Raw genomic sequence first — 15967 nt, forward strand, 5'->3', positions numbered from 1 at the left:
ACGGTCAGGCAAAGCCGAGCGGCAGATTTTCCACTTTTCTGTCATTGCCGTAGTCGCGCTCGTGCGGCGAGCGACGACGGCCGTCGCGGCGAGCGGAAAGATCGATGCGGTTTTCGGCGAAGATCCCATCGGGCCAGGTGCCGGTGTCATGGCAATCGGCGTCGATCTTGGGGGCAAGGATTTTCAGGATCATCAGGGTTCCTCCACGGCGCACCATCAACACTCGGAAAGGCCGTCTGGTTCCGTTTATAAACCCTGAATTATTAATAAATTAACCATAAGGCTTAAGGACAAGGTGTCGCCGCATTGATCCCGTCATGCTCGCAAGGGTGACATTAGTGGACGACTGATGACGAGGACATCGACGCCAGCATCCCCTCGGTCGCCCGGATCAGCCGCGCTGCGCGCGCCATCACCTCGGCTCCGGCCTCCGTCTCGGCAATCGCGGTTGCCATGCTGTCCAGTCCGTCCGCCACCTGGATCAGCTTCGGCAGCATATCTGCACGTCCGACCGCCTCGGTCGATCTGGCGAGCTTACGCAGTGCCTCCGAATAGCTCGATATCAAAGCGAATTTTTGGTCTGCGGGAATATTGGAGAAGGAGAATTTCTCGGAAGGCGATAGCGGCAATTTCGGCATGGATGCGACCTGTTGACCTGCCTGTGAACTCGCATAGGCGTTTTTTGTTCCGAGCTGGGTCATTGTCCCAGGGGCGTGTCGCCTTGCGTTGAAATGGCGTTGCAGTGGAACTCCGGACCTGTATGGCCGTTGAGGTGCATGAACATAGGAGGTTTCCATGCAGTTGATCGACACTCGGGTGACACAAGCCGGCGACATCTTCACTGTCGAATTCCTGGGCGAGGGAGGAGAATCGATTTCCGTCAAAATCGACAACTCCCATGGCGAACTCGACGCTAAGACGGCGGTCCACCACGCCAAGGTCATGATGGTTCAGCTGACCGCCTTTGCCGGCGGGGAAGCAGACGGCAGCATCAACCGTTACGATGCCTTGAGCAACGGCAATTTCGACGAAGGCAGCAAGGGCTTGATCGGCCAGCCGAGCGCGCGTTCGGCCGGCGACAGGCAAACGCTGGAAGAGGAACTCGATGAAGGCCTCGAGGACAGCTTTCCTGCAAGCGATCCTGTCTCGGCAACGGTATCGTCCATTCCCGCAAACGCGCCACGGCACTGATTGCAACACAATGTCGCAAGAGCCCGCGTGTTCTTAATTCCAAACACAGCCCAAGGCTCCTCCGGTTTCCGCGAGCAGCCTTGGTCTGCATGACAGATTGATGTCAAAACTGAGAAACAGCTGAAAACCTCAGCTGTGTGATTGACATGGGAGCCTTCTAGAGAGGGCACGAGAAGGGAGCGCCCGTGACGCGCTGCCGAGGTCTCGGAGACGCGCCCCATGAAAATCATTCAGATCACCGACACCCATTTCAGTCCCGCCAAGCCGCATTTCAACGGCAACTGGGCGCCGCTTCTGAGCTGGATCGAAGAGACCGGCGCCGACCTGATCGTCCATACCGGCGATCTCACCGTCGACGGCGCCGACAAGGACTTGGATATCACCTTCTCGATGGACCTGATGCGTCAGGTGTCAATCCCAATGCTGATCGTCCCCGGCAATCACGATGTCGGCCACCTCAAGGGATCGCATCAGCCCGTCAATGCCGAGCGGCTGTCCCGCTGGCGCAGCGTTGCCGGCGACGACCGCTGGCTGGAGGATGCGGCCAGCTGGCGCCTCATTGGATTGAACTCGCTGCTTCTCGGTCATGAGGATGACGAGGAAGAAGCCCAGTTTGAATGGCTAGCTCAGGCGCTTTCCGACAGGGCAGGGCGACGCGTTGCGCTTTTTGCGCACAAGCCGCTATTCGTCGACGCGCCAGATGAAGGCGATACTGGATATTGGAGTGTTCGCCCGGCCCAGCGCCGGCGGCTCTATGATCTGATCGCAGCCCACGACGTGGCACTTTTCGCGAGTGGCCATCTCCATTGGGCCTGGCAGGGCCGCTTCGATAACACCCAGCTGATATGGGGACCTTCGGCTGCCTTCATCATCGACAAGATGGAGCGCGAGATGCCGGGCGAGCGCCTGATCGGCGCGGTCGTCCACGAGTTCGATACTGGTGTCGAAAGCACGATCGTCGCCGTTCCCGGCATGACCGCGCATGTGCTCGACGATGTCGTGCACGAAGTCTACCCCCAGGCGGTGAAGCAGCGGGAACCGGTCGAATGAGCGCGCTCTCGCTTCGCGGCATCACCAAAGCGTTCGGCGGCAACCAGATCCTTGATGGCGTCAGCCTGGATGTCGCCGCCGGTGAATTCATCGCGCTGGTCGGCCCTTCCGGCTGCGGCAAGAGCACGCTGTTGCGCGTGCTTGCCGGCCTCGACCATGCCGACCAGGGCGAAATCCTGATCGGCGGACTGGATATGTCCGGCGTTGCGGCTGCCGACCGCAACATCGCCATGGTCTTTCAGTCCTACGCGCTTTATCCGCATCTGACGGCCTCTGAGAATATCGCCGTGCCCTTGGCGATGCGCCGGCTGTCGAGGATGCAGCGGCTGCCCTTCATTGGTTCGTTGATGCCGGGCCAGCGCGCCACCCGCAGGGCGATCGCCCGCGATGTCAGGGATATGGCGACGTCGCTGAAGATCGATCACCTGCTCGACCGCAAGCCCGGCCAGATGTCGGGCGGCCAGCGTCAGCGCGTGGCGCTGGCCCGCGCCATGGTGCGCCAGCCGAGCATTTTCCTGATGGACGAACCACTCTCCAATCTCGATGCCAACCTGCGCGTCCACGCCCGCGGCGAGATCGTCGACCTGCATCGCCGCGCCGGCGTGCCGACGCTCTATGTCACCCACGACCAGGCGGAAGCGCTTTCCATGGCCGACCGTGTCGCCGTGATGATGGGCGGAAAGTTGCTGCAGATCGCCAGCCCCGAGGTCATCTACGACGATCCCGCCCATATCGAAGTGGCCCGCTTCATCGGCCAGCCGCGCATCAATCTGCTGCCGGCCTTTGCCGAAGGCGGCGTCATTCTCTGCGGCGGCCTGCGCCTGATGCTTGAAAACGCACCCGACAGGAAGACGCCGGTCACGCTCGCCATTCGCCCGGAATTCGTCTTTCTGTCCAGGAACCGGCATGACGGCCTTGCTGCCCGGATCGAACGCGTCGAATTCCTGGGCTCCGAGGTCATCCTCCATTGCCGGCTCGAGGCGATCGGCCAGACTATCGTCGCCAAGGTTCAACCCTCCGAAGCCTCCGGCCTTGCGGCCGGCGATCCGGTCGGGCTGCGGCTTTCGCCCGGCCGCACGCTGATCTTTGCCGAGGACGGCAGCCGGCTGGCCGGCAGCGTTGCAACAGGCGATGCCGGGCTGATTGCGGGCGACTCTCAACGGGAGAGGGCGCATGGCTAGCATCGTCTCCATGGCCATGCCGCAGGATGCCGCCGTTGCGCATCGGCGCAGCGAAGCCCGCATCGCCTGGGTGCTGGTGATGCCGGCGATGGTCCTGCTGTTCCTCTTCGTGCTTTTGCCGGTTGCATCAGTCATCGTGCTCGGCTTTACCGATTTCGAACTCGGCTACGGCAAGTTTCGTTTCGTCGGCTTCGAGAATTACGCGCACCTGATCACCGACCGGACGTTTCGCAAATCGCTGTGGAATACGACAGTCTATACCGCGATCGTCGCACCCGTCTCAATCCTTCTCGGCCTCGGCATTGCCATGCTGATCGAGAGCGAGACTAAGGCGCGCAGCTTCTTCCGTACCGCCTATTTCCTGCCGGTCGCGTCGCTGATCGTCGCCATGGCGACCGTCTGGCAATATATGTTCCACCCCACAATCGGGCCGGTCAACGCACTGCTCGCCCTCATTGGGCTTCCCGGTCCGAACTGGCTGGGCAGCTCCGGCACCGTGCTTTACAGCCTCTCGATCATCGGCGTCTGGCAATCGGCCGGTTTCAACATGGTGCTGTTCCTGGCCGGGCTGACGGCGATCCCGCGCGAGCTTTACGCTGCCGCCGAAGTAGACGGCGCCAGATCCTCCCTCGACCGCTTCCTGCTCGTCACCTGGCCGATGCTCGGACCGACGACGCTCTTCGTCATCACCATCAGCATCACCAATTCAGTCAAGGTCTTCGAGACTGTGAAGACGCTGACCGACGGCGGCCCGAACAAGGCGTCGGAAGTGCTGCTCTTCACGATCTACCAGGAAGGCTTCGTCTATCTGCGCGTCGGTTATGCCTCGGCGATGACGGTGGTCTTCCTGCTGATCCTGGTGGTGCTGATGTTCCTGCAGTACCGCGTCCTCGATCGCCGGGTGCACTACACATGAAGATCAACGCTTTTTCCCTCGGCAGGATCATTCGCCTGACCCTGCTTTCCCTCGGCGCGATCATCTTCCTGTCGCCCTACCTCTTCATGATCTCGACGGCGGGCAAGGCGCAAAGCGACATCTTCACCTCGTCGCTGTCGCTGATCCCGGCACACCTCACCTATGCCGAGAATTTCGCTAAGGCCTTGAGCCGGGTACCGATGGCGCGGCTGTTGTGGAACGGCGTCGTCGTCTGCGGGCTGATTTTCTTCTTCCAGGTGCTGGTGGCGATCCCTTGCGCCTACGCCATGGCAAAGCTGCGCTTCGGCGCCGCCCGCGCCATGATGGTGCTGGTGATGCTCGGGCTTTTGGTGCCGATCCATGCGACCGCGCTGCCGCTCTATGTCGCCTTCGACCGCGCCGCGCTGCTCAACAGCTATGCCGCCCTTGTCGCGCCCTTCACCATTTCGGTCTTCGCGATCTTCATGTTCCTGCAGTTCTTCCGCGCCATGCCGGATGATCTGATCCATGCCGCGCGTCTCGACGGCATGTCGGAACTCGGCATCGTCGCCCGCGTCATCGTGCCGAATGCCTGGCCGGCGGTTACCGCCTTCGCCATCTTCTCGGTCGTCGCCCATTGGAACGATCTCTACTGGCCGCTGATCGTCATCAGCAAGCAGGACTATGCCACACCACCGCTTGGTCTGATGTATTTCCGCGCCGCCGAGGCCGGCGACGATTACGGCGCGCTGATGGCGGCGACCCTCATCATTACCCTTCCCCTCGTCATCGCCTTCCTGCTCGCGCAGAAGCGTTTCGTCGAGGGCATCACCATGACCGGTCTCAAAGGCTGACCGGTTTCAACCCAGGAGAACGAGCGATGAAACATATCACCCAGCTTCTCGCCGCAGCGGCCGTATCGATGGCAATCGCGCTTCCCGCGCATGCCGAGACGACGCTGACGGTTCATTACCCGATGCCAGGCTTCTTCAAGGACGTGATGGACACGATCTCGAAGAAGTTCATGGAAGAAAATCCCGATATCAAGATCCAGTTCGCCAGCCCGTCGGCGACCTATGAAGAAGGCATCCAGACGATCCTTCGCCAGGTCGGCACCAGCGAAATGCCCGATATCACCTTCATCGGCCTCAATCGCCTGCGCATGCTCGACGAACGCGACGTCGCCGTCGACCTCGGTCCGCTCGTCCAGAAGGACGGCAACATGGCCGAGCAGGGCTTTTCCGACACGATCCTCAAGCTCGCCCAGGTCAAGGGCAAGCAAGTGGGCCTCGCTTTCGCGACCTCCAACCCGATCATGTATTACAACGCCGATCTCGTGAAGGCGGCCGGCGGCGACCCTGAAAACCCGCCGAAGACCTGGGATGAGGTCATCGCGCTCGGCGGCAAGATCAAGGCGCTCGGCAATGGCGTCGATGGCATCGATTTCCGCTGGCAGGGTGACGACTGGATGTTTTCGGCACTGCTCTTCGGCGCCGGCGGCAAGATGCTGAGCGACGACGAAAGCAAGGTCGCCTTCAACGGCCCGGAAGGCCAGAAGGCCGTCGAGGTCCTGCATCGCCTGGTTACCGAAGGCGGCATGCCTGTTTTCACCAAGGCCGCCGGCGAACAGGCTTTCGCAGCCGGCAAGGTCGGTTTCGAGTTCCAGACAACAGGCGCGCTGCGCAACACGATCAAGAATGTCGGCAACAAGTTCGATCTGCGCACCGCCAAGATCCCGCTGATCGATCCGGCGAACGGACATCTGCCGACCGGCGGCAACGCCGTCGTCATCCTGACGCATGATGCCGCCAAGCAGGATGCCGCCTGGAAGTTCGCCAAATTCGCCGCCGGTCCCTATGGCGCTTCCGTCGTCGTGCCCGGCACCGGTTATGTCCCGAACAACGAGCTGGCCGCGAAATCGGCCGATTATCTCGGCGACTTCTACAAGCAGAACCCGCTGTTCCAGGCAGGCCTCAGCCAGATGCCGGTGATGATCCCGTGGTACGCCTTCCCCGGCTCGAACGGCGTCAAGGTCACGCAGACGATCGTCGACAACCTCTCGCGCATCGTCGACCAGTCGGCCGAACCGAAGGAAGCACTCGATGACGCAGCCGCTGACGTCGAGGACATGCTGCCGCGCAGCTAATTACTTGCTCATCGAGGATAGGGCAGGGCCGCCACGCCGAGCGTGTGGCGGCCTTCTTGTTTTGCAAGCATCAGATGGCGCGCACCGTGCCGCCGCGTCGAAGCGTATAGGCGACGTCGAGATGGCGGGCGGGCGCGGCATTCTCCGCCATGTCGAGCAGCAGCGAGGCAGCCGTCGCGCCCATGCTGGCATTCGGCATTTCGATGGTCGTCAGCGGTGGATCGATCAGCCGGCCGATGGCGATGCCGTCGAAGCCGGCGACCGAAACATCCCCAGGCACCGACAGCCCCTCGCGCTTCAGTGCACCGATGACGCCGAGCGCCAGCAGATCGTTGGAGGCGATGATCGCCGTTGGCGCCAGCGAAGTCATCGTGACGCCAAGATCGAGCTGGTCATAGCCGCTGACAAAGGGGATCTGCACGGCATCGAGGGGTGTCAGCCCGTTCTCGGCCATGGCATCGAGATAACCACGGTAGCGAAGGTGGGCGCGGTCGGAGGCGGCGAAATTGCCGGAGAGAAACAGAATGCGGCGATGGCCCATGCCGATCAGGAAGGTCGTGATCTCCCGGCCGGCGCCGCGATTGTCGGCGGTAACGGCCGCCGGAAACTGCGCTGTCGGCAAGTTATTGAGCAGCACGGTCGGCGGGAGCTTCGCAAGCAGCGCCTCGCTGGTCGAGGGATCGCAGACCGTGAGGATCAGCCCGGTCGGCCGGTCGTTCAAAAGTGCGGCGACGGCATCGGCCTCGCGCGCCGGATCGTAATTCGACTGGGCGATCAAGACGCCATGGCCGGCCACCAGCATGCGGTTCTGTATACTCGACAGCGACGAGGCAAAGACCGGATTGGTGATGCTCGGGATCAGCACGCCGACCACGGGCCTGCGCCTGAGCCGCCCGGCAGACAGGCCGGCCGGGCGATAGCCGAGTTCTGCGGCCGCACGGCGCACCTTGCGCACCATCAGATCGCTGGCCGGTCCGTTGCGGTTGAGAACGCGGCTTGCGGTCGCCAGCGAGCATCCTGCCCTGAACGCGACCTGCTCCAATGTCGCCATCGAAAACGCCTCCTGGTGACAGCATCGAGGCGCAATCCCTTAGGCGGGTTCGATGACATTGGTCTGACACCCAGAGCATGATGCCGAAAAGTGTGAGCGGTTTTCGGACGACATCATGCTCTACTCTTTAATTGAGAACAGGATTCAGATTTTAGGCCGACCGGGCCTAAAATCATCCTGTTCTAGGCAGAGTTATCTACTTCTTGTTCATTACAAACATGGACGTTGCTGGGAAATGCAACCTGTGGAATAGTCGGATTGACGCCATCTGCCCTCTTCATTCTCATCACCTGGACAAGCATGTCTCACAAGAAAATGGAATGCTCCACGGCGTGGTTGTTTCTTGCGGCGGTCTCGCTTGTCGCAAACTTCACGTCGCCAGCTTATGCGGACGGCCCGTCCGTGTCTTGGCCACAAACGCAAAGCGACATCCAAGCCGAGTCCGATATACATTTTGGCACGCTCGCCAACGGTATGCGGTTTGCGATCATGCGCAATGTCACGCCGCCCGGACAGGCAGCGATCCGCTTTCGCATTGGCTCCGGTTCGCTCGATGAAAACGACAACCAGCAGGGTCTGGCGCATGTTCTCGAGCACATGGCCTTCAAGGGTTCGACACATGTCGCCGAAGGGGAGATGATCCGTATCTTGCAGCGCAAGGGCTTGGCCTTTGGACCGGACACCAACGCTCATACCTCTTATGACGAGACCGTCTATGCACTCGATCTGCCCGAGGTCGATGCAGACACAATTTCGACGGGCCTGATGCTGATGCGAGAGACGGCGAGCGAGCTGACCCTCGATGCCAGCGCCTTTGATCGCGAACGCGGCGTCATCCTGTCGGAGGAGCGGCTGCGCGACATGCCGCAATATCGCGCGTCACTCGGAATCATGAATTCGCTGCTCGCCGGCCAGCGCGCGACCATGCGCGCGCCGATCGGTAAAGCCGACATCATCAGCAATGCGCCCGTGGACCTCGTCCGTGATTATTACCGGGCCAATTACCGACCCGATCGGGCAACGCTGATAGTGGTGGGCGATATCGACCCCGCCGCCATGGAAGTCGAAATCCGGCAGCGCTTCGGCGACTGGAAGGCCGTGGGTCCGGCGCCGACAAAAGCGGATCTCGGCGCGCTTGTGACGAAGGGCGAAAGCGCCGAGGTCATCGTCGTTCCCGGCGGCATGACCAGCATACAGATCGCCTGGACGCGTCCCTATGACGCCGCGCCTGACACCTTCGCCAAGCGCCGCGCTGGGCTTATTGAGGATCTCGGTTTTCTGGTGCTCAAACGTCGGGTGAGCGCCATCGCCAGCAAGGCGGATGCCCCTTTCATCAGTGCGGACGTCGGCTCCCAGGATCTCCTCGATTCCGCCCATGTCGTCCTGATCGCGGCGAATTCGGAGCCGGACAAATGGCAGGCGGCGCTCATGGCCATTGACCAGGAACAGCGCCGGATCCAGGAGTTCGGCGTTGCGCAGGCGGAGATCGATCGCGAAATCCGCGAATATCGCTCGGCCCTGCAGGCTGCTGCGGCCGGAGCCGCGACGCGGATGACCACCGACATTGCTTCCATGCTGGCTCGCAGCGTCGATGACGACCAAGTCTTCACCTCGCCCGCCGAAGACCTCTCGATGTTCGAGACGATGACGAACGGCGTCAAGGCGGACGAGGTCAATCGGGCCTTGCAGCGTGCTTTCTCCGGCAACGGTCCGCAGGTCGTGCTACAGGCGGACCAATCACCTGAGGGCGGAGCCGACACGGTTCGGCAAGTCTATGACGCTTCAAATGCCATTGCCGTCTCGGCACCATCCGGTGCAACTGACGTCGCCTGGCCCTACACCCATTTCGGCGAACCGGGCGCTGTGGTCGAACGCCGTGCGGTTAAAGATCTCGGCTTGACCATGGTGCGCTTTTCCAACGGCATACGGCTTACCGTCAAACCAACCAGGCTGCGTGCCAACGAAGTACTGGTGCGCGAAGATATCGGCCGCGGTCGGCTGGACCTGCCGCACGACCGTTCCGCCGCGATCTGGGCCTCTCCGGCCGTCGTGCTGTCTGGCGTAAAGGCCATGGATTACCAGGATATACAGAAAGCGCTGACGGCCAACATTGTCGGCGTCGACTTCTCGGTCGGCGACAGTTCCTTCAGGTTCGACGGTCGTACACGGACTGAAGATCTAGCGACGCAGCTGCAGCTGATGAGCGCATACACCTCCGATCCCGCCTATCGCCCCGAGGCGTTCAAGCGTGTGCAGCAGGCCTATTTGAGCGGCCTCGATCAGTATGACGCGTCGCCCGGCGGCGTTTTCAGCCGCGATTTCGTAGGTCTCGTGCATTCCGGCGACCCGCGCTGGACCTTCCCCGACCGCGCGCAGTTGTCCGCCGCCAAGCCAGACGAATTCGAGGCGCTGTTCCGGCCCATGGTTTCCAATGGCCCGATCGACATCACCATCGTCGGCGACGTAACCGTGGACGACGCAATCCGGCTGACGGCTGAAACCTTTGGCGCTTTGCCGCCGCGGCCGGAGACGGCGTTGAGCAACGATCGGGACGACGTGCATTTTCCGGCAACGACCGAGGAACCCGTTTTGCAGACCCATAGCGGTAGGGCAGATAATGCCGCCGCCGCCGTGGGGGCTTCCATCGGCGATTTGCTCTCCGATCTGCCGCGGTCCTTCACCGCCAATATTGCCACCCAGATTTTCCAAAACAGGTTGATCGACCAGTTTCGCATTGCAGAAGGAGCAAGCTATGCCCTGCAGGGCGATGTTGAACTTTCAAGGGAAGTTCCCGGCTACGGCTACGCATATTTCTACGTCGAGACCGACCCGGCAAAGGTTGCGCGCTTCTATGCACTTGTCGACGAGACCGCCAATGATCTGCGGTCGCATGACGTTTCCGAAGACGAGCTCGCGCGCGCCCGGGAACCCATCATCGAGACATTGAAGCATCAGCAGCAGAGCAACGAATATTGGATCGCATATCTGCACCACGCCCAAGAGGACTCGCGTCGTTTGGACCGGATACGCGATAGTCTCAGCGGCTACGGCAAGGTCACCGCCGGGGATATCCGCGCATTTGCCACGGCCTATTTCAGCCCCGAAAAATTCTGGAAATTCGAAGTGCTGCCGGTGGCGGTACGATAGGTGGTGAGCACCGCTCAGGACCGGCGTTTGACCACGCGCATGTTCATCTCCGACCGAAGCGCGAAGCCGTGTGTCTTGTAAAGCGAAATGGCGGATGTGTTCGCCGCATAGGCATGCAGATAGGCCGTGTCGCCGCTGGATGCGATCTCGCCGGCAACGAAACGGAAGAGCAGGGTGCCGAGGCCGCGTCCCTGGAAATCGGGATGGGTGCAAAGGCCGCTGAGCTCGATGAAGCCTGTTTGCCGCATCCGCTGCCCGGCCATCGCCACCAGGCGGCCTTCACTCTTGATACCCCAGAAGCTGCCGAGGCTCTGGGCTCGCAACGTGAACGGCCCGGGTTTGGTCAGTGTCGCCAATGCCAGCATGTCGGCGGCATCGGCCTCGGTGAGCGGCTGGATGCGGGAATCCGAAAGCCTCTCATGGGGCCGCTCGGCTACCATCTGGACCAGCGATGCTTCCGTGACAATGGCAAGACCCGGTGGAATGGCGATCGGACCTGATTCGACGAGGATCATGCTCTCCGCCTGTGAAGGCAGGTTCTCCAGGGCGTCGAGGCTCTCCGGCGTGTCGTCGGCGGACGCCGCGAAGGGGACGATGGAGACTGGGTATCGCCGCGCGGACTTGCCGCCTTCGGCAAGATCGGCATGCGCGGTCTCCAATGCGCTCCAGATCGGCCGGTCGAGGATATGTTTCATGGTGTTTCCTCCTTGGCAGGGCTGCGGCGCGCAAGCGGCGCCGCCGCAAGCCCATCTTCGATGGCGGCCAGCTGTTCGAGGATCGGTCCGTCGAGATCGCCGCAGAGATCGGCAACGGCGGCGGCGATGCGCGGCCAGATCACCTTCTTTGAATGATCGATGAGGTCCTGTCCCTTGTCGGTCAGCGAGACCAGTCTGCGACGCTGATCATCCGGTGCCAGCTGCATGTCGACGTAACCGAGTTCGAGAAGCTGGCCGGTGGTCCGCGTTGCGCCGGGCTGGGTGATGCCCACCGCCTGCGCGAGCTCGCCGATCGTCAGCGGTCCGGCCCGGTCGATCGCCGCAAGGAATGGATATTGGCCCGCCTGGATGCTGAGACCGGCCTCGTCGATGACCTGCTGCGTATCGGCCTGCAGCCTCTCTCCGATGCGCCGCAGCCGGCTGCCCATGCACAGAAATCCCAGCGTCCGGACCACATCCTCGACCATGCCGACTCCTCATTTGTATTGGATGTTATATAACGTGTTATAGATTAAATGGCAATTCTTCAAAGGTGGTCGGCAGATGAGGTCAGGGGAAGGGCGGCACGAGCAAATGTCTCGATCAGCCCCGCCATTTCCTAACCGTCAGAAACACCGCCAGCATGCAGCTGAGCAGGCCAAGGGACAATGGCAAACCCTGATGTCCGATCAGTTGCATCGCCAGTCCTGTCGCGGGCGAGCCGACGATGCCGCCGATGCCCCATACCAAGGCGAAGGCCGCGTTACCGGCGATTAGGGCTTGACCGGTGAAACGCTCGCCGAGCTGAATCAGCGACAGGGTGTAGATCCCGAACGAGACCCCGCCCCAGACGAAAACCAGCGGCCAGATAAGCCACGTGGTGAAGACCGGCGGCAGCAGCAGGCAACAGGCCAGGCAAGCCAAGACGCAGAATAACATCGTCCGCGTCGAGCCGAGCCGTTCGGCGATGCGCCCGAGCAAAATCTGCAGCACGGCATTGCCGGCGATGAAGCAGGTGATGAGCGAGGCGATGTGCTCTTCGGCGCTGCCGAGCGCTGCGCCATAGACCGCGAATAGGGAAAGCAGGATCTGCTCGAAGGCGGCAGCCGTGAAAACCGCCAACAACAGCAGCGGCGCCAGTGGGAAGAAACTGCCGACCGATGTTGCCTCGCCTTCATCAGGCATGCCGGGCAGACGAGGGGCGACGGCAAGCACGATCAGGCCGCAGAAAAGGAAGGCCGTCATACCAATCATGAAGGGCGGCCAACCCTCGGCGCCGGTAAGGCCAAGCGACAGTGGGCCGATGGCGAACCCACCCGAAACGATCGATGAATAGAGGCCCATGATACGGCCCCGGCGTGACGCCGGCGTGAGCGAGATCAGCCAGGTCTCGCTGATCACGTAAAGCGGATTGGCGAAGAAGCCGAGCAGGAAGCGCAGCAGCATCCAGGCCCATACGTCCTGCATCCAGGCAATTGCAAACAGGGTGAGGGCGGCCAGGATCGAACACAGGATCGCAAGCCGCCCTCCGCCGACACGCCGCGAAAGCACCGGAATGAACGACGCTGATATAATGAAACCCAGCGGCGTCATCGCCGCCGACAAGCCGATCAGGCCCGATGTCGTTCCCTGCCGCTCTAGGATGAAACTCAGCAGCGGATAGGTCAGCCCCTGTGCCACGGCGAACACCGTGACGGTCGCGATGATACCCGCCATTGCTGCCCAGGGGATCCGATCCACGCGCGGTGATGTGATGCTTTCGGCAGTCATGCAGATGTCCTCGTCAGACCGTATGGTTGAAGGTCCGGGTAAGCCTCAACGTCAAGGAGGATGAATTCTGCAGGAGGCGGGGAGCGTCGTACTTAAGTTTTTCCAAAAAGTTCTCAAAAACGTCCAAAGGGACTAAACAGGTCAGCATCAAATTTTGCCCCGACCGCAAGCCATCACCACCAAAACTCCGCCGGACATCATCAGGATCATCTGAAATGACCGCTTCACCTTCCTTTCTCGGCCTTCCCGCTCACCTTGCCGATGGGCGTTCGCCCCGTGTGGTGATCTTCGCGGCCGCTCACGGCAGCACCTATCCCGGCAAGGACAGCAGCGGCTACGCCCTGACCGCTCATGCGATCCGCGCTGCGAGCCAGGACGATGCCCCGCTTATCGAGCACTGGGATTTCGATCTCGGAGGGCCGCTGTTCGGTGGCGGGCCGGTCTCCTGCATCGACGCCGGCGACATTCCAACCACCCTGCATGACAATGCCGGCAACCGTGCCCGGATCGAGGCGAAGACGCGCGATGTCCTGTCAATGTCCGCTGTACCGATCCTGGTCGGCGGCGACTGTTCCGTGACCTTTCCCTTCCTCGCTGGCTTTGCGGATCAAGGGCCGGTCTGGGTCCTGCAGATCGACGCCCATATCGACTGGCGCGACGAGGTGCATGGCGAGCGCTACGGCTATTCAAGTCCGATGCGTCGGGCGAGCGAGATGCCGCATGTCGCCGGCATGGTGCAAGTCGGTCTTCGTGGTGTCGGCAGCGCGCGCGCCACCGACATCGAGGCGGCTCGGCACTATGGTAGCCGCTTCGTGACCGCTCGCAAGGTTCACGCCGAGGGCGTCAAAGCTGCCCTCCAGCATATTCCGGAAAGAGCCCAGGTCGTCGTCACCCTCGATTGCGACAGCATCGATCCCAGCATCATGCCGGGCGTGGCGGCGCGTACTCCTGGCGGCCTCACCTACACTGAGGTGATCGACCTGATCGCTGGCCTCGGCAGGCGGGCGAGGATCGTGGGATTCGACCTTGTCGAGCTCTATCCTCCCGCCGACATAGACCGGCTGTCGGCCCTGACCGCCGCGCGCCTTCTGGTCAATGCGGTCGGCGCCATCGTCCGGCAAGATTGAAACCCTGCTTCCTCTGGCAGCAAGCAGTGCATGATGCGATGCGTTTTCGCTTCTAGGCGACCTTGCCCAGACGAGGCTCCGTCCCGGCCAGTAGCCACCCCTCGATGCCACGCGGCCTAAGCGGACGAACAGTTCCATCCAAGCTTTAAAGACTCTAGGATGCGCCTCATGCAGGGATCGCGTTTTGCCTTTGGACCATTCGTGCTTGATCCGGCTGCGGGAACGCTTCTTCGGAACGACGATCCCGTTGCCGTTGGCCACCGCGGGGTAAAGCTGCTTGCCGCACTCGTCGGGCGGCCCGGCGAAATCCTTGGCAAGGCCGAGTTGATGGATGCGGCGTGGCCGGGCAGGGCGGTCGAGGAAGGCAACCTCACCGTCCAGATCGCGCAGCTGCGCAAGCTGCTCGGTCCGGCCGGCGACGGCGGCGAATGGATCTCCACGGTGCCGCGCGTCGGCTACCGCTTCACAGGGGCCATCAACCAGCTTGGCGGCGTGAGGCGAAAAGCTTTGCCGCTGCCTGACAAACCATCGATAGCAGTGCTGCCCTTCGTGAATATCAGCAACGATCCCGAGCAGGAATCCTTCGCGGACGGGCTGACCGAAGACCTGATCACCGACCTTTCCAGGATGCCGGGCCTGTTCGTGATCGCCCGCAACTCGGCCTTCGCCTACAAGGGGAAGGCGAGGGATGTACGCGAGATCGCCGAGGAACTCGGCGTGCGCTACCTGCTGCAGGGCAGCGCAAGACGCGTCGAGGCGCGCGTGCGCATCAACGCTCAGCTGGTCGATGCGGCAAGTGGCGATCATCTATGGGCGGAACGCTTCGATCGCAGCCTGGACGATATCTTTGTTGTTCAGGATGAGGTGACGGCCAAGATCATCGAGGCGCTGCTCGGCCGGCTGCGCGCACCGCCGCCGCGAAACCGGCCCAAAAATCTCGAGGCTTACGATCTCTGCGTGCGGGCGCGCAAGCTGATGGATGACACGCCGCAGGCGGCGCGGGAAGCGCATCTGATGCTGACGCGCGCGATTTCGCTCGATCCCGACTATGCCGAGGCCTATCGCTGGCTTGCCATGAACCACTGGATGGGAGAGGTGCATTCAGCCGGACCAACGCAACCCACCCGAAGCCTTGCTTTGGAGCTGGCGCGCAAGGCCGTCGCGATCGACCCCAACGACGCCGGCTGTCGCTGGGTCCTGGCTTACCTGCTGGCCTATGAGCGCAGCTTTGCCGAGGCGGATGCGGGATTCGCCAAGGCGATCGAGCTTGACCCGAACGAGGCCGACACCTTTGCGGCATTATCAGACATCACGGTCCTGGCCGGGCGGGTCGGGGAGGGCCTCGAGCATATCGCCAAGGCGTTCCGGCTGAACCCGTTTCCGGCAAGTTGGTACTATCTGACGCTCGGGCAGGCGCAATATGCCGCCGGCCAATACGAAGCCGCTGTCGAGACGCTGCGCAGCGACGAGACCTATCGCACGAGCTCACGCCGTTTCCTGGCGGCAAGCCTTGCCCAGCTCGGCCGGCTCGACGAGGCGCGCGCCGAGGTCGAACTGTTCCTTGTTGCCAACCCGCGTTTTTCAACCCGCCACTGGGCTGCGACCGAGCCATTCCGCGATGCTCGGACGCTTGCGCATTTCGTCGATGGCTACCGCAAGGCCGGTCTTCCCGAGTAGCACCGGCACGCCTCAAAGACGGCGGGCCGGTCGTCTC

The 15967-nt window shown here is 62.1% G+C and carries 15 protein-coding genes; 9 read left to right on the plus strand and 6 right to left on the minus strand.

The genetic code is table 11. The annotated features are described in order from the left end of the window. Positions 1-4: 4 nt before the first annotated feature. Positions 5-193, minus strand: a complete 189-nt coding sequence (locus C3Y91_RS13905; RefSeq protein ID WP_003539671.1) for a hypothetical protein — start codon at positions 191-193, stop codon at positions 5-7. A 142-nt stretch (positions 194-335) separates the two neighbouring features. Beyond that, positions 336-638, minus strand: coding sequence for a hypothetical protein (locus tag C3Y91_RS13910; protein ID WP_026170703.1), 303 nt, complete (start codon positions 636-638; stop codon positions 336-338). Between the two features lie 157 nt (positions 639-795). Between C3Y91_RS13910 and C3Y91_RS13915 the strand changes: the two genes are divergently transcribed. The 6 genes from C3Y91_RS13915 to C3Y91_RS13940 all read left to right on the plus strand — a co-directional run bounded on the left by C3Y91_RS13915 (position 796) and on the right by C3Y91_RS13940 (position 6463). Continuing rightward, entirely contained in the window at positions 796-1191 is a 396-nt protein-coding gene (locus tag C3Y91_RS13915; RefSeq protein WP_164592386.1) for a hypothetical protein, read from the plus strand. Between the two features lie 219 nt (positions 1192-1410). Beyond that, on the plus strand, positions 1411-2241 hold the full coding sequence (locus C3Y91_RS13920; RefSeq protein WP_168575458.1) for a metallophosphoesterase family protein: 831 nt from the start codon (positions 1411-1413) through the stop codon (positions 2239-2241). Further along, a complete protein-coding gene (locus tag C3Y91_RS13925) occupies positions 2238-3422 on the plus strand; it encodes an ABC transporter ATP-binding protein (protein ID WP_168575459.1) in 1185 nt (394 codons plus the stop codon). Before C3Y91_RS13920 ends, C3Y91_RS13925 begins: the two co-directional genes overlap by 4 nt. After that, positions 3415-4338: a carbohydrate ABC transporter permease gene (locus C3Y91_RS13930; protein ID WP_168575460.1), complete on the plus strand. Its 924-nt coding sequence runs from the start codon at positions 3415-3417 to the stop codon at positions 4336-4338. Before C3Y91_RS13925 ends, C3Y91_RS13930 begins: the two co-directional genes overlap by 8 nt. Continuing rightward, positions 4335-5171: a carbohydrate ABC transporter permease gene (locus C3Y91_RS13935; protein WP_018069550.1), complete on the plus strand. Its 837-nt coding sequence runs from the start codon at positions 4335-4337 to the stop codon at positions 5169-5171. Before C3Y91_RS13930 ends, C3Y91_RS13935 begins: the two co-directional genes overlap by 4 nt. A 26-nt stretch (positions 5172-5197) precedes the next feature. Next, positions 5198-6463 (plus strand): ABC transporter substrate-binding protein, encoded by a 1266-nt coding sequence (locus C3Y91_RS13940; RefSeq protein ID WP_018069549.1) that lies wholly within the window; start codon positions 5198-5200, stop codon positions 6461-6463. 70 nt (positions 6464-6533) lie between these two features. Here C3Y91_RS13940 and C3Y91_RS13945 read toward each other — a convergent pair whose 3' ends face one another. Further along, a complete protein-coding gene (locus tag C3Y91_RS13945) occupies positions 6534-7514 on the minus strand; it encodes a substrate-binding domain-containing protein (protein WP_018069548.1) in 981 nt (326 codons plus the stop codon). Positions 7515-7814: 300 nt separating this feature from the next. Between C3Y91_RS13945 and C3Y91_RS13950 the strand changes: the two genes are divergently transcribed. Then, complete coding sequence (locus C3Y91_RS13950) at positions 7815-10661, plus strand: M16 family metallopeptidase (protein WP_164568102.1); 2847 nt, start codon at positions 7815-7817, stop codon at positions 10659-10661. 14 nt (positions 10662-10675) lie between these two features. Here the strand turns inward: C3Y91_RS13950 and C3Y91_RS13955 are convergent, their stop codons facing one another. The 3 genes from C3Y91_RS13955 to C3Y91_RS13965 form a co-directional block, all read right to left on the minus strand. After that, entirely contained in the window at positions 10676-11356 is a 681-nt protein-coding gene (locus tag C3Y91_RS13955; RefSeq protein WP_018069546.1) for a GNAT family N-acetyltransferase, read from the minus strand. Beyond that, positions 11353-11844: a MarR family winged helix-turn-helix transcriptional regulator gene (locus C3Y91_RS13960; protein ID WP_168575462.1), complete on the minus strand. Its 492-nt coding sequence runs from the start codon at positions 11842-11844 to the stop codon at positions 11353-11355. The genes C3Y91_RS13955 and C3Y91_RS13960 overlap by 4 nt, the downstream gene beginning before the upstream one ends. A 115-nt stretch (positions 11845-11959) precedes the next feature. After that, positions 11960-13126: an MFS transporter gene (locus C3Y91_RS13965; RefSeq protein ID WP_018069544.1), complete on the minus strand. Its 1167-nt coding sequence runs from the start codon at positions 13124-13126 to the stop codon at positions 11960-11962. 215 nt (positions 13127-13341) lie between these two features. Here C3Y91_RS13965 and C3Y91_RS13970 point away from each other — a divergent pair, with 215 nt between their 5' ends. Both C3Y91_RS13970 and C3Y91_RS13975 read left to right on the plus strand, forming a co-directional pair. Beyond that, entirely contained in the window at positions 13342-14253 is a 912-nt protein-coding gene (locus C3Y91_RS13970; protein WP_168575463.1) for an agmatinase, read from the plus strand. 168 nt (positions 14254-14421) lie between these two features. After that, positions 14422-15930 (plus strand): winged helix-turn-helix domain-containing tetratricopeptide repeat protein, encoded by a 1509-nt coding sequence (locus C3Y91_RS13975; RefSeq protein ID WP_020397382.1) that lies wholly within the window; start codon positions 14422-14424, stop codon positions 15928-15930. The last annotated feature ends 37 nt before the right edge of the window (positions 15931-15967 follow it).

The sequence above is a fragment of the Rhizobium ruizarguesonis genome, assembly GCF_012349115.1.
Lineage (GTDB): Bacteria > Pseudomonadota > Alphaproteobacteria > Rhizobiales > Rhizobiaceae > Rhizobium > Rhizobium ruizarguesonis.

Coding starts and splice junctions, on each gene's coding strand:
- C3Y91_RS13960 (WP_168575462.1), bottom strand. CDS start 11,844: ATGGTCGAGGATGTGGTCCGGACGCTGGGATTTCTGTGCATGGGCAGC.
- C3Y91_RS13975 (WP_020397382.1), top strand. CDS start 14,422: ATGCAGGGATCGCGTTTTGCCTTTGGACCATTCGTGCTTGATCCGGCT.
- C3Y91_RS13905 (WP_003539671.1), bottom strand. CDS start 193: ATGATCCTGAAAATCCTTGCCCCCAAGATCGACGCCGATTGCCATGAC.
- C3Y91_RS13910 (WP_026170703.1), bottom strand. CDS start 638: ATGCCGAAATTGCCGCTATCGCCTTCCGAGAAATTCTCCTTCTCCAAT.
- C3Y91_RS13940 (WP_018069549.1), top strand. CDS start 5,198: ATGAAACATATCACCCAGCTTCTCGCCGCAGCGGCCGTATCGATGGCA.
- C3Y91_RS13945 (WP_018069548.1), bottom strand. CDS start 7,514: ATGGCGACATTGGAGCAGGTCGCGTTCAGGGCAGGATGCTCGCTGGCG.
- C3Y91_RS13950 (WP_164568102.1), top strand. CDS start 7,815: ATGTCTCACAAGAAAATGGAATGCTCCACGGCGTGGTTGTTTCTTGCG.
- C3Y91_RS13935 (WP_018069550.1), top strand. CDS start 4,335: ATGAAGATCAACGCTTTTTCCCTCGGCAGGATCATTCGCCTGACCCTG.
- C3Y91_RS13915 (WP_164592386.1), top strand. CDS start 796: ATGCAGTTGATCGACACTCGGGTGACACAAGCCGGCGACATCTTCACT.
- C3Y91_RS13930 (WP_168575460.1), top strand. CDS start 3,415: ATGGCTAGCATCGTCTCCATGGCCATGCCGCAGGATGCCGCCGTTGCG.
- C3Y91_RS13955 (WP_018069546.1), bottom strand. CDS start 11,356: ATGAAACATATCCTCGACCGGCCGATCTGGAGCGCATTGGAGACCGCG.
- C3Y91_RS13970 (WP_168575463.1), top strand. CDS start 13,342: ATGACCGCTTCACCTTCCTTTCTCGGCCTTCCCGCTCACCTTGCCGAT.
- C3Y91_RS13965 (WP_018069544.1), bottom strand. CDS start 13,126: ATGACTGCCGAAAGCATCACATCACCGCGCGTGGATCGGATCCCCTGG.
- C3Y91_RS13920 (WP_168575458.1), top strand. CDS start 1,411: ATGAAAATCATTCAGATCACCGACACCCATTTCAGTCCCGCCAAGCCG.
- C3Y91_RS13925 (WP_168575459.1), top strand. CDS start 2,238: ATGAGCGCGCTCTCGCTTCGCGGCATCACCAAAGCGTTCGGCGGCAAC.